12 protein-coding genes are annotated in these 12,662 nt (G+C 34.7%); 7 read left to right on the top strand and 5 right to left on the bottom strand.

Going from position 1 to position 12,662, the window contains the following annotated elements; all coding sequences use genetic code 11:
• Nucleotides 1–78: 78 nt before the first annotated feature.
• Together purB and F0460_RS09955 are read left to right on the top strand one after the other, a co-directional pair.
• Nucleotides 79–1,425, top strand: coding sequence for an adenylosuccinate lyase (purB, locus tag F0460_RS09950; protein ID WP_150012756.1), 1,347 nt, complete (start codon nucleotides 79–81; stop codon nucleotides 1,423–1,425).
• A gap of 5 nt (nucleotides 1,426–1,430) precedes the next feature.
• A complete protein-coding gene (locus F0460_RS09955; RefSeq protein ID WP_150012758.1) occupies nucleotides 1,431–1,877 on the top strand; it encodes a lipocalin family protein in 447 nt (148 codons plus the stop codon).
• A 38-nt stretch (nucleotides 1,878–1,915) separates the two neighbouring features.
• Here the strand turns inward: F0460_RS09955 and F0460_RS09960 are convergent, their stop codons facing one another.
• Nucleotides 1,916–2,350: an acyl-CoA thioesterase gene (locus tag F0460_RS09960; RefSeq protein WP_150012760.1), complete on the bottom strand. Its 435-nt coding sequence runs from the start codon at nucleotides 2,348–2,350 to the stop codon at nucleotides 1,916–1,918.
• Nucleotides 2,351–2,467: 117 nt separating this feature from the next.
• Between F0460_RS09960 and F0460_RS09965 the strand changes: the two genes are divergently transcribed.
• Together F0460_RS09965 and F0460_RS09970 are read left to right on the top strand one after the other, a co-directional pair.
• Entirely contained in the window at nucleotides 2,468–2,989 is a 522-nt protein-coding gene (locus tag F0460_RS09965) for a hypothetical protein (protein ID WP_150012762.1), read from the top strand.
• 101 nt (nucleotides 2,990–3,090) lie between these two features.
• On the top strand, nucleotides 3,091–5,280 hold the full coding sequence (locus F0460_RS09970) for a glutamine synthetase III family protein (protein WP_150012764.1): 2,190 nt from the start codon (nucleotides 3,091–3,093) through the stop codon (nucleotides 5,278–5,280).
• An 85-nt stretch (nucleotides 5,281–5,365) separates the two neighbouring features.
• Here F0460_RS09970 and F0460_RS09975 read toward each other — a convergent pair whose 3' ends face one another.
• The 4 genes from F0460_RS09975 to lipA all read right to left on the bottom strand — a co-directional run bounded on the left by F0460_RS09975 (nucleotide 5,366) and on the right by lipA (nucleotide 8,475).
• The gene (locus F0460_RS09975) at nucleotides 5,366–5,800 is read right to left on the bottom strand and encodes a hypothetical protein (protein ID WP_150012766.1); all 435 of its coding nucleotides are present in this window, start codon (nucleotides 5,798–5,800) and stop codon (nucleotides 5,366–5,368) included.
• A gap of 134 nt (nucleotides 5,801–5,934) precedes the next feature.
• Nucleotides 5,935–6,516 carry a PhnA domain-containing protein gene (locus F0460_RS09980; protein ID WP_150012768.1) on the bottom strand — a complete coding sequence of 194 codons (582 nt, stop codon included), beginning with the start codon at nucleotides 6,514–6,516 and terminating at the stop codon, nucleotides 5,935–5,937.
• 31 nt (nucleotides 6,517–6,547) lie between these two features.
• Complete coding sequence (gap, locus tag F0460_RS09985; RefSeq protein WP_150012770.1) at nucleotides 6,548–7,558, bottom strand: type I glyceraldehyde-3-phosphate dehydrogenase; 1,011 nt, start codon at nucleotides 7,556–7,558, stop codon at nucleotides 6,548–6,550.
• A gap of 44 nt (nucleotides 7,559–7,602) precedes the next feature.
• Complete coding sequence (gene lipA, locus F0460_RS09990; protein WP_091518843.1) at nucleotides 7,603–8,475, bottom strand: lipoyl synthase; 873 nt, start codon at nucleotides 8,473–8,475, stop codon at nucleotides 7,603–7,605.
• Nucleotides 8,476–8,613: 138 nt separating this feature from the next.
• Here lipA and nhaA point away from each other — a divergent pair, with 138 nt between their 5' ends.
• From nhaA to F0460_RS10005, 3 genes are all read left to right on the top strand, one after another.
• The gene (gene nhaA / locus F0460_RS09995; protein ID WP_150012772.1) at nucleotides 8,614–9,771 is read left to right on the top strand and encodes a Na+/H+ antiporter NhaA; all 1,158 of its coding nucleotides are present in this window, start codon (nucleotides 8,614–8,616) and stop codon (nucleotides 9,769–9,771) included.
• 62 nt (nucleotides 9,772–9,833) lie between these two features.
• Nucleotides 9,834–10,238, top strand: a complete 405-nt coding sequence (locus tag F0460_RS10000; RefSeq protein ID WP_150012774.1) for a DUF5004 domain-containing protein — start codon at nucleotides 9,834–9,836, stop codon at nucleotides 10,236–10,238.
• 67 nt (nucleotides 10,239–10,305) lie between these two features.
• The gene (locus tag F0460_RS10005) at nucleotides 10,306–11,940 is read left to right on the top strand and encodes an ABC-F family ATP-binding cassette domain-containing protein (protein ID WP_150012776.1); all 1,635 of its coding nucleotides are present in this window, start codon (nucleotides 10,306–10,308) and stop codon (nucleotides 11,938–11,940) included.
• The last annotated feature ends 722 nt before the right edge of the window (nucleotides 11,941–12,662 follow it).

Consider the following 12,662-nt stretch of genomic DNA (forward strand, 5'->3'; position numbering starts at 1 on the left):
GCCTTCAAAATAAAATAAGTTTTTTTAAACTGTAAATACGCAGTATATTTGTTTCTTTAAAATATATTGGAAATATTTATGTTAACAGAATTAAATGCTATTTCACCGATCGATGGTCGTTATAGATCAAAAACAGCTCCATTAGCAGATTTTTTTTCGGAAGAAGCCCTTATAAAATATCGCGTTTTAGTAGAAATTGAATATTTTATTGCTTTGTGCGAATTGCCATTGCCGCAGGTTGCAAACGTATCTAAAGATTTGTTTTCTGAATTACGAAAAATTTATAACGATTTTTCTACAGAAGATGCACTTTGGATCAAAAACACCGAAAAAACAACAAATCACGATGTTAAGGCTGTTGAATATTTCATAAAACATAAATTTGACCAATTAGGTTTACAAGAATTTAAAGAGTTTATCCATTTTGGATTAACCTCTCAAGATATCAACAACACCGCAATACCTTTATCGGTAAAACACGCTTTTGAAAAAGTGTATATGCCTACTTTTATTCAGTTGGTTAACAAATTAAAAGAGTTAAGCATTGAATGGAAAGATATTCCAATGTTAGCGCGTACGCACGGGCAACCAGCATCTCCAACGCGTTTAGGTAAAGAGTTGCATGTTTTTGTGGTTCGTTTAGAAGAGCAGTTGCGTTTGTTGAACAACATTCCGTTTGCAGCTAAATTTGGTGGTGCAACAGGAAATTTCAATGCACACAAAGTAGCTTATCCGCAAAACGATTGGAGAGTTTTTGGAGAGCATTTTGTGGAAGAAATTTTAGGATTAAAACATTCGTTTCCTACCACACAAATTGAACATTACGATCATTTTGCAGCTTTCTGCGATGCTTTAAAACGTATTAACAATATATTGATCGATTTGGATCGCGATGTGTGGACATACGTTTCAATGGAATATTTCAAACAAAAAATCAAGGCTGGCGAAGTAGGATCATCTGCAATGCCACACAAAGTGAATCCGATCGATTTTGAAAATTCTGAAGGAAATTTAGGTATCGCTAATGCCATTTTTGAACATTTAGCTGCAAAATTACCTATTTCTCGTTTACAGCGCGATTTAACCGATAGTACCGTGTTGCGTAATGTGGGCGTTCCGTTTGGTCATACCATTATCGCGTTTGAAGCTACCTTAAAAGGTTTGAACAAATTATTGTTGAACGAAAGCAAATTTGCAGATGATTTAGAAAACAACTGGGCGGTTGTAGCAGAAGCAATTCAGACTATTTTACGTCGCGAAGCATATCCAAATCCTTACGAAGCATTGAAAGATTTAACGCGTACCAACGATGTAATCAATCAAAAATCGATTCATGCGTTTATCGATACTTTAAATGTTTCGGTTGAGGTTAAAAACGAATTAAAACAAATAACTCCAAGCAATTATTTAGGAGTTTCAATTTAGAAAATATGAAAAAAATTATTGTTACTTTATTTTTGGCATTGGCATTTGTTGGATGTAACGATGACGACAAACAGGTTGATGTTTTGGTAGGAAAATGGTATCCGCAAGGGGTAATCATTAATGGCGAAAACACACCTTATGCAGAAAATTCAAACTGCGGAAAAGATTATTTGCAGTTAAACGAATTTAATTCGTTTGAGATTGTTGATTATACAGAAAGTAATGTTGTTGGAAAAACAACACCAGTACCACCATGTCCTTCACAAAAGTTTTACGGATCATATACGGTTATAAACAACGAATTAAAATTTCACGGATCTAACTTTTTTCAAGGAGGAGAAATTATTGAAAAATCTGCAGATCAGTTAAAACTAAAACGAATGATAGATGTAAACGGCGACGGAACAGAAGATGAAGTAATCGAAGTTTTCATGAAGCATTTAGCAGAATAAATAATAAAAAAAACCGAACTTAATTAAGTTCGGTTTTTTTATTCCTCTATATAATTTTCGCTTTTAGGGATTTGGTTAACCAACTTAACAATGTTTTCTGGTAATGTAGTTAGTTTTCTTGATTGCAAATCAAACCAGGCGCCATCAGCATTTACCGTTGCACTTTTGGTTCCATCGGATTTATAAACAAAATGAGTGATGGAAAAACGATTGTTGGCAATTGTATGTTTGGTCATTTCAACAGCTACAGAAATTTCTTCATCCATTTTAATTTCTCTGTGAAAAATAGTTTCTTCCCTAAAAAGAATAGGAGCAATACCGTATTTTGCACATTCATTAACCGATAAACCTATGTGAATCATTAAATTGTTACGAGCCTGTGTGCATAAATCGCTGTAAGCAGAATGACGTAAATGTCGGTTTGCATCAATCATACTCCATAGTACCTGACCTTTAAAGAAAATATTTTTCATAATTTTACAAAAGTTTCAAACAAAATTACAAAATTATTTAGAAAGATATTTTTTTGGCACGATTAATGAAATGAAGATTAATATAAAAGATATATAAACATTTAACAACAATACATCATGAAAAAGATAGTACTACTTTTAACAGCATTCATAGGTTTAACAGCATTACAAAGCTGTACAGTTGAAGAATATTATGAAGACAGAGGTTACAACGAAAACATTTCACAAGTTTTTGAATTGTCAAACGAAACTTTAAGCACAGTGGAAGATGCTTATACTTATTCTGCAACTTGGAATTTTACTACACCAATTTTTGATAGTGATAACGTTTTAGTTTACAGATGGCAAGGCAATTCTTGGGTTTTAGTTCCTGTTTCATACAATTTAGGAGGAAGCGATATGGTAAAATACGATTATGATTTTACTCGTTACGATGTAAAAGTATATTTTTCGGCTAATTTCCCAGTGAATGACTTGACAAATGCTGAATATAACGATTTTGTTTACCGTCAAACATTCAGAGTTGTTGTAGTACCAGGTGGTTTCCAACAAAAAATGAACTTTAGCGACTACAATGCTACAATTTCAGCGTTAGGTTTAGAGAATGCCCCAGTAAAAACAATGCAAATAAAGAAATAATTAAATGTTTTTAAAAAGACCCCCTAAATTTTAGGGGTCTTTTTATTTTTAATCAAAGTTTTATTTATTTTTGCATGGTATAACTACACAATACAAAAAATATGGCAACTTTTCGTTTCGAAGCTTTAAAAGCAGCAAGCAACCGTCCGCCGGTTGCGGTTTCTGAATTAGGTAAAAAATCAGAAATTTTTGGTAGCAATGTTTTCAATGACAAATCAATGCGCCAGCACTTAACTCCAGAGGCATACAAGGCAGTACGCTCTGCAATGGATCAAGGTACAAAAATTGATCGTAGAATGGCAGATTATATCGCTTTAGGTATGAAAGAATGGGCAATGACTAAAGGTGTAACACACTACACACACTGGTTTCAGCCTTTAACAGGAACTACCGCAGAGAAACATGATGCCTTTTTTGAGACTTCTTTTGATGGTTCAGATCCGGTAGAAAAATTCGGTGGTTCGCAATTGGTTCAGCAAGAGCCTGATGCATCTTCTTTTCCAAACGGAGGAATTAGAAACACATTCGAAGCTCGCGGTTATACTGCTTGGGATCCTACATCGCCTGCATTTATTTTTGGAACAACATTATGTATTCCAACCGTATTTGTATCGTACACAGGTGAAGCATTAGACAACAAAGCACCTTTATTAAGAGCGTTGTCTGCAATTGACGATGCAGCAACTGAAGTTGCTAAATTCTTCGACAAAAACGTTAAAAAAGTAACTCCTACTTTAGGTTGGGAACAAGAATATTTCTTAATTGATGATGCTTTGGCAGCATCCCGCCCTGATATTTTACAAACTGGTAGAACATTGTTAGGTCACGTTTCGGCTAAAGGTCAGCAATTAGAAGATCATTATTTTGGATCGATACCAACAAGAGTTTTAAACTACATGCGCGATTTAGAAAACGAGTGTATGTTGTTGGGAATTCCGGTAAAAACACGTCATAACGAAGTTGCTCCAAATCAGTTTGAGTTAGCTCCGATTTTCGAAGAAACCAATTTAGCGGTAGATCACAACTCATTATTAATGGATGTGATGCAGAAAGTTGGAGAACGTCACCACTTTAAAGTGTTATTCCACGAAAAACCTTTTAAAGGCGTAAACGGATCTGGTAAACACAACAACTGGTCGTTAGCAACCGATACTGGTATCAATTTATTGGCACCGGGCAAAACACCAAACAGCAACTTACAGTTTTTAACGTTCTTTATCAATACCATTAAAGCGGTTTCAACTTACGAAGAATTATTACGCGCATCAATCGCATCAGCATCTAACGATCACCGTTTAGGAGCAAACGAAGCACCGCCTGCAATTATATCAATCTTCATTGGTCAGCAATTGACAAAAGTGTTGGAAGAATTAGAAGGTGTATCAACAGGAAAATTGTCTCCTGAAGAAAAAACCGATTTAAAATTGAACGTAGTTGGTAAAATTCCAGACGTTTTGTTAGATAATACAGATCGTAACCGTACATCGCCATTCGCGTTTACAGGAAATAAATTTGAATTCCGTGCCGTTGGATCAACAGCTAACTGCGCTACTTCAATGACCACTTTAAACTCGATTGTTGCAAAACAGTTGATCGATTTTAGAAAAGAAGTGGAAGCTTTGGTTGAAAAAGACGGATTGAAAAAAGACGAAGCGATCTTCAACGTATTGCGTGAGTATATCAAAGAAACCAAAGACATTTTGTTTGAAGGTGACGGATACAGTAAAGAATGGGAAGAAGAAGCGGCTCGTCGTGGATTATCGAACCACAAAACAACTCCGGCTGCATTAAAGGCAAAAGTTTCTAAAAAAGCATTCGATTTATTTGCAGAATTAAACGTAATGAATCATACTGAAGTAGAATCTCGTTACGAAATTGAATTGGAAGATTACGTTAAAAAGGTTCAGATCGAAGGTCGTGTTTTAGGTGATATCGTTCGTAACCACATTATTCCTACAGCGTTTAAATATCAAAACTTATTAATTGAAAACATTAAAGGGTTAAAAGATATTTTTGGCGACAGTTATGAGGAATTGGCTGCAGAACAAATTTTGATTTTAAAGAAAACGTCTATGCACGTGAACGAATTAAATGCAAAATTACACGCAATGATGGATGCTCGTAAAGAGGCAAATTCATTAGATTCTGTTGAAAAAATGGCGCATGCTTATTGCGATAACGTTAAACCATATTTTGACGAAATTCGTTACCACGCAGATAAATTAGAGTTAATGGTTGATAATGAATTATGGACGTTGACTAAATACCGCGAATTATTATTTACAAGATAATTTTATATTTATTTATACAGAAAAACCTCCGTTTTGAATAATCAATTCGGAGGTTTTCTCATTTATTGGATTGGATTTATTGAAATTATCTGTTGAAATTAAACACAAACGTATTTCCACCGCCGGTATAGGCTCTGCGTTCCCACATTCCAAACTGATCACGGGTTAAAATGGTTCCTAAATCGCTGCGTAACCTGCGTTCGTAATCACGCGGACCATAATTGTTGTTTACCATAAAGTTTAACGATACTTGTAATCGAGATCTTTGTGCCCGCGATAATCTTAAAAAATCGTATCGGCTCATTTCACGATCTACATGATAATGGTAATCTGTGCGGTCATCGTATCTTACAACTCTTCTTTGGTTGTGGCGGTAATTGCGGTCATCATCTCTGTGATGTTTGTGAGTATAATGTTTTTTGTGGTGTTTTTTATGTTTGTGGTGACCTCTATGATGTCCCGGCTGCGCACTCGCAATTGTTGTAATGGCTAAAAGTGCTAAAGTGAATAACGTTTTCATAACAAGTTTGTTTAAAAAGATTGATAATTGTTTTGTTAGTAAGCAATTTTCAAAGTGTGTGCCAAAAAATGTTAAGAAATAAAAAAGACGCTACTTTAACAATAGCGTCTTTAAATATTGAATTTTGAGTTACATTAACTCTGTTTTTTTACATATTTTGTAAGAATTACAATCTGCTGACCATCAATTTTTCCTTCAATTTGTTCGGTGTTATCATGAACCAAGCGAATATTTCTTACCGCAGTACCAATTTTTGCGTTTAAAGTTGATCCTTTTACATCTAAATCTTTAATCAGGGTAACGGTATCGCCACCAATTAAAATATTTCCGTTGCAGTCTTTGTGTAAATCAATACTTCCGTCGCCTTCATGATCTCCGGTTTGTTTTGCCCAATCTAAAGTTTCGTCGTCTAAATACATCATATCAAGCAAATCGGCAGCCCAACTTTCGTTTCTAAAACGATTCAACATACGCCAGCTTACAACCTGCACCGGAATATTTTCGTTCCAAATAGAAGTTGATAAACATTGCCAGTGATTTGCATTTAATTCTTCTTTCTTTTCGATTTGATTTAAACAATTTTCGCAAACTAAAATTTCTCGGTCTGATAAATTACTTGCTGTTGGCGGAACATCGTAAATTGATAAATTTTCTGTTGCTGCACATAATTCACACTGATTGCCGCTGCGTTCTGTTAATTTGTCTAATGTTTTCATGGAGTATATGTTATAAATTTTGGCAAATATATCAATTCTGTTTATTATTTGACATAAACTGAATCAAATCAATCAATCGGGAAGAATATCCAATTTCATTATCGTACCAGCCAACAATTTTTACCATGCGTCCTAAAACAGTCGTAAGTTGGGCATCGAACAAACAAGAATGCGTATTTCCAATAACATCAACAGAAACAATAGGATCTTCGGTATATTCAATGATTCCTTTCAACTGATTTTCGGCTGCATTTTTAAAAGCTTCGTTAATTTCTTCTACCGAAACATCGCGATTTACATAACAGGTAATATCGGTTAAAGATCCATCGGGAACAGGAACACGAATACCGCCACCACCTATTTTTCCTTCAAATTCAGGGAAGATTTTGGTTAATGCTTTGGCAGCTCCAGTTGTAGTAGGAATGATTGATTGTGCCGCACCACGAGCTCTGCGCAAATCTTTATGAGGTTGATCGTGCAGACTTTGATCGGTGGTGTAAGAATGAACGGTGGTGATAAAAGCTTTATCTAACCCGCACAATTCATCAATTATTTTAACCATTGGTGCTGCGTTATTTGTGGTGCAACTTGCGTTTGAAACAATTAATTCCGAACCATTTAAAATAGATTCGTTAACACCTAAAACAACGGTTTTAATTTCGTTATCATCTGGCGGAACCGAAAGAATTACTCGTTTTGCTCCGTTTTTTATGTGATGTTGCAATAAATCTTCTGTTTTGTGTTTGCCGGTAGCTTCAATTACAAAATCAAGATCAAAAGGTTTCCAGTTTAGTTTTGTAATATCTTTTTCGTGCAGAAATGCAATTTTAGTATCATTAACTATCAAATGATCTTCGTTATGCGATACGTTTTCAGATAATTTCCCATGCACACTGTCGTACTTTAACAAATGTGCCATTGTTGCGGTATCGGCTAAATCGTTAATGGCAACAACTTCTATCTGTGAATGATTAATCAATAAACGGAAAAGGTTTCGTCCAATACGACCAAATCCGTTAATAGCGATTTTTATTTTCATAATTTATTATAGAAAACAAGTAGGTCGTTCTTATGAACGACCCGATATTATAAAATATGTTTTTGTGCTTTGTAAGAAGATCTAACCAAGGCACCGCTTTCTACATGGCGGAAACCAAGATTTAAACCTATTTCTTCGTATTTTTTAAACTGATCTGGCGTAATGAATTCTTTTACAGGCAAATGTTTTTTACTTGGCTGTAAGTACTGCCCAATCGTTAAAACATCTAAACCAACATTTCGTAAATCGTGCATGGTTTGTATAACCTCTTCTTCGGTTTCGCCCAAGCCAAGCATAATGCCCGATTTAGTTCTTTTAGCTCCGTTTGCTTTCAAGTAACGTAAAACTTCCAAACTACGATCATATTTCGCTTGAATACGCACTTCGCGAGTTAATCTGCGAACGGTTTCCATATTATGCGAAATCACTTCGGGAGCCACTTCTAAAATACGGTCGATATTTCTTTCGATACCTTGAAAATCAGGAATTAATGTTTCCATGGTAGTTCCCGGACTCATTCTACGAACCGCTTTAATGGTTTCAGCCCAAATAATCGAACCGCCGTCTTTTAAATCGTCACGATCAACAGAAGTTAACACCGCATGTTTAATGTTCATTAACTTAATAGAACGGGCAACTTTTTCAGGTTCATCCCAATCTACCGTTTCTGGGCGACCGGTTTTTACACCGCAAAATCCGCAAGAACGCGTACAGATGTTCCCTAAAATCATGAAAGTAGCCGTACCTTCGCCCCAGCATTCACCCATGTTTGGGCAGCTTCCAGAGGTACAAATTGTGTGAAGTTTGTATTTATCTACTAAACCTCTTAATTCTGTATATTTTTTGCCGGTTGGTAATTTTACACGTAACCATTTTGGTTTACCAGTAGCCGGTTTGTTTGCTTCTAAAACCGATTCCATATATTGTTCAATCTAATTAGCAAAGATAATTAAAAAGAGTGGTATAAAATTGCAAAAAATTCAATTTGTACGATTGTTCTTGTTTCAAAATTGTAATTCCTGTAATTTCGCCTTTCATCACTTATAAAAGCAGTAATCATGAATTCTAAATCGACTTTATCACGAATTGTATCAAACGAAAAATCCTCGGGAATTTTACTGATTATATGTACGATATTTTCGTTGATTATAGCGAATTCAGCGTTTGGAGATGCGTACCATCATTTTTGGACAACCATGTTACCTTTAGGAAATATCGAATTTTGGATTAACGATGGTTTAATGGCGATTTTTTTTCTGTTTGTAGGATTAGAGCTTAAGAAGGAAATTTATACAGGCGAATTATCAAACGTAAAAGCCGCATTACTTCCTGTATTTGCTGCAATTGGCGGCGTTTTGGTACCGGCGGCTATCTATATGTATTTTAATCACGATGCATCAACGGCGCACGGATGGGGAATTCCAATGGCTACCGATATTGCTTTTGCTTTGGGGATTTTATCGTTGTTAGGAAAGAGAGTTCCGTTAGGATTAAAAGTTTTTTTAACAGCTTTGGCAGTGATCGATGATTTAATGGCAATTTTGGTAATCGGCTTTTTTTATACATCGAATTTTGATGGGACAAACCTATTGATTTCTTTAGGGATTTTAACACTGTTATTTATTTTAGGAAAACGCAATGTAAATTATTTGTGGCTTTATTTGATATTGGGCGCTTTTGCTTGGTATTTTATGCTGCAATCGGGTGTTCATGCAACAATAGCTGGAGTTTTACTTGCATTTACCATTCCGTTTAGTAAAATAAAAACGCAATCATCGTTATCTACAGATTTAGAACACAGCTTGGCAAAACCGGTGTCATTCATCATATTACCATTGTTTGCATTAGCAAATACCGCTGTGTTGATTGATGCAACCGCAATTAACGGCTTGTTACACAACAATGCACTAGGAATTTACGGCGGATTAATTGTAGGAAAACCATTAGGTATTACCTTATTTTCGTTCTTTGTGATTTCGTTAGGTTGGTGTAAACTGCCAAATGCCTTTAACTGGAAACATTTGTTTGCGGTAGCCTGTTTGGGCGGTATTGGTTTTACCATGTCGATTTTTATAACAAATCTTGCTTTCTCAAATCAGGAAGATATCGTAATATCAAAACTCGCTATTTTAATATCTTCTACAATTGCCGCTTTGTTAGGATATATTTTGTTGCAGTTTACTTTAAAAGATAATAAAATTGATAAGACGGTTTGAAGTTAATAGTTACTTATTTGTTAAAAATGTTTAATTTTATCAAAATTTTAAAATTATAACCAATGAGAAAACTTTTAATATTAATTTTTCTAACATTAATTTGTGGAGCTGTAAATGCCCAAGAATTTAATATAGTTGGGAAATGGGAAGTTAAAGAGGTTATCAGTCCTAAAACTGTTGAGAATGAAAATATGCAGAATATGATGAACGGATTAAGTGAAAGTACTTTTCATTTAAACAAAGATCAAACAATTAAAATAACGTCTACAAATCCAACACAAGGGCTCAGGTATTTTACTATGATGGCAGATGATGCTGTTTGGAATTTTAAAGACAACACAATTACTTTAGTTGATAAAAAAACAAAAGGGTTAATGATGAAAATATTTGTGGCGACAAAAGATGATAAAACAAAATTTACTTTCTATGAATCCAATCTAATATTAGAAGTTGTCAGAAAAGATTAAAGCTAACAAACCGTTAGCTTTTTTTTATCACATCTTATTTTATCTTTGCACAACTTATTTTTATAAAATGATTACAGTAAACGATATTGCCGTAGAATTTGGCGGAACAACACTTTTCAGCGAAGTAACTTTCGCCATTAATGAAACCGATAAAATTGCCCTTATGGGTAAAAATGGTGCGGGAAAATCTACCTTACTTAAAATTGTGGCGGGTGCAAACAAGCCAACGCGCGGAAATATTTCGGCTCCAAGCGATGCTGTTATCGCTTATCTGCCGCAGCATTTATTAACCGAAGACAACTGCACGGTTTTAGAAGAAACTTCAAAAGCGTTTTCATCGGTTTTAAATATGAAGAAAGAAATCGACGATATTAACGAGCAATTAACCGTTCGTACCGATTACGAAAGTGATGAATACATGAAATTAATCGAAAAAGTTTCAGAATTATCTGAAAAATATTATTCGATCGAAGAAGTAAATTACGAAGCAGAAGTTGAAAAAATCTTAAAAGGATTAGGTTTTGAAAGAGAAGATTTCAATCGTCCGACTAAAGAATTTTCGGGTGGATGGAGAATGCGTATCGAATTGGCAAAAATCTTATTGACAAAACCCGATTTGATTTTGTTAGATGAGCCAACCAATCACTTGGATATGGATAGTATTGAATGGCTGGAAGATTTCTTGATCAATCAGGCAAAAGCCGTAATGGTGATTTCGCACGATAGAGCGTTTGTTGATAATATTACCAACAGAACAATCGAAGTTACCATGGGAAGAATTTACGACTACAAAGCAAAATACTCTCATTATTTAGAATTGCGAAAAGATCGTCGCGTTCATCAGCAAAAAGCGTACGATGAACAGCAGAAATTTATTGCCGACAATCAGGCGTTTATTGATCGTTTTCGCGGAACTTTTTCTAAAACCGATGCCGTTCAGTCGCGTGTTCGTATGTTAGAAAAAATTATTCCTATCGAAGTTGATGAAATCGATAATTCTGCTTTAAAATTGAAATTTCCACCATCGGTTCGTTCGGGTCAATATCCGGTTATAGTGAAAGATCTTGAAAAATCGTACGATGATAAATTGATTTTTAAAGATGCCAGTTTGGTAATCGAACGTGGACAAAAAGTAGCTTTCGTTGGAAAAAATGGTGAAGGTAAATCAACCATGATTAAAGCCATTATGAAAGAAATCGAAATCAACGGTGGTTCGGTTGAAGTAGGTCACAATGCTCAAATTGGATATTTTGCTCAAAACCAGGCAGCGTTGTTAGATGAAAATGCAACGATATTTGAAACTATAGACAGAATTGCGGTTGGCGATGTTCGTACACAAATAAAAAATATACTTGGGGCGTTCATGTTTCAAGGTGATGATATTCAAAAGAAGGTAAAAGTACTTTCGGGTGGCGAAAAAACACGTTTGGCAATGATAAAACTGTTGTTAGAACCTGTTAACCTGTTGATTTTAGATGAGCCATCAAACCATTTAGATTTAAAAACCAAAGACATTATTAAAGATGCCTTACGCGATTTTGATGGAACGTTGATTTTGGTTTCGCACGACCGTGATTTCCTTGATGGATTAGCTGAAAAAGTTTTTGAGTTTGGAAACAAACGAGTAAAAGAACATTTTGAAGATATTAAAGGCTTCCTTGCAAACAAAAAAATGGAATCTTTAAAAGAAATAGAGAAATAAAAAAAGGAGTGGTTCGGTTAGAATCACTTTTTTTTGCTTCTCACTTGGGCGTTCCCCGCCTTTTATTGGGCGGGTCGGGCTTTTCACTCATAGCTTTTGTGGCATTAAAGCCACAAAAGGCTATCCGCTGCACCCGAGGCATAAGCCGAACTGACCGAAGGTAATCTCTAACGCGACATCAAGACCTTAAATTATTAGGATAAGTCAAGAAAAAGTATTCATTATTAGGTATAAAATATAAATACTTCTTTGTGTTTTAAACTTCATTACAACCATTCACCTGTTAAAATTATTTTATAACCACTTAACAATAAAGTAACTAAAAAATAACTTTAAAAAAAGGTTTAAAATAATTAGGATAGCATAAAAAAGGGGTGGTATATTTGCACCGTTGAAAAACAGAAACGTTCTTTAAAAGATTTGAAAACACAGAAAAATTTATAAAAAATAAATTTGGATTTGATATAAAAAAGGTTGTAGCTTTGCAATCCGTTTCAGAAACGAAACGACTAGCAAAAGTTCTTTAAAAAATCGTGTCAAAAATATTTTTTAAAATAAATTTGTGAGAATTAAAAAAGATTACTACTTTTGCAACCGCTTTGAGATACAAGTGAAGAAAAGAAGACAAGTTCATAGACATATTGGATTAACAGAAAAATAAAGAGTAAGAGCTTTTAGGAAACTAAAAGGTCTTAAACGCAACATCAAAAATATAAAAAACA

This window comes from Paenimyroides baculatum, from assembly GCF_008629655.1.
Classification (GTDB): domain Bacteria; phylum Bacteroidota; class Bacteroidia; order Flavobacteriales; family Flavobacteriaceae; genus Flavobacterium; species Flavobacterium baculatum.

What these genes read in the sequence shown, in the direction of transcription:
- F0460_RS09980 (WP_150012768.1), bottom strand. Translation starts at nt 6,516, where the DNA reads ATGAAAACATTAGACAAATTAACAGAACGCAGCGGCAATCAGTGTGAA.
- F0460_RS09960 (WP_150012760.1), bottom strand. Translation starts at nt 2,350, where the DNA reads ATGAAAAATATTTTCTTTAAAGGTCAGGTACTATGGAGTATGATTGAT.
- F0460_RS10000 (WP_150012774.1), top strand. Translation starts at nt 9,834, where the DNA reads ATGAGAAAACTTTTAATATTAATTTTTCTAACATTAATTTGTGGAGCT.
- F0460_RS09965 (WP_150012762.1), top strand. Translation starts at nt 2,468, where the DNA reads ATGAAAAAGATAGTACTACTTTTAACAGCATTCATAGGTTTAACAGCA.
- nhaA (WP_150012772.1), top strand. Translation starts at nt 8,614, where the DNA reads ATGAATTCTAAATCGACTTTATCACGAATTGTATCAAACGAAAAATCC.
- F0460_RS09955 (WP_150012758.1), top strand. Translation starts at nt 1,431, where the DNA reads ATGAAAAAAATTATTGTTACTTTATTTTTGGCATTGGCATTTGTTGGA.
- F0460_RS09975 (WP_150012766.1), bottom strand. Translation starts at nt 5,800, where the DNA reads ATGAAAACGTTATTCACTTTAGCACTTTTAGCCATTACAACAATTGCG.
- F0460_RS09970 (WP_150012764.1), top strand. Translation starts at nt 3,091, where the DNA reads ATGGCAACTTTTCGTTTCGAAGCTTTAAAAGCAGCAAGCAACCGTCCG.
- F0460_RS10005 (WP_150012776.1), top strand. Translation starts at nt 10,306, where the DNA reads ATGATTACAGTAAACGATATTGCCGTAGAATTTGGCGGAACAACACTT.
- purB (WP_150012756.1), top strand. Translation starts at nt 79, where the DNA reads ATGTTAACAGAATTAAATGCTATTTCACCGATCGATGGTCGTTATAGA.
- lipA (WP_091518843.1), bottom strand. Translation starts at nt 8,475, where the DNA reads ATGGAATCGGTTTTAGAAGCAAACAAACCGGCTACTGGTAAACCAAAA.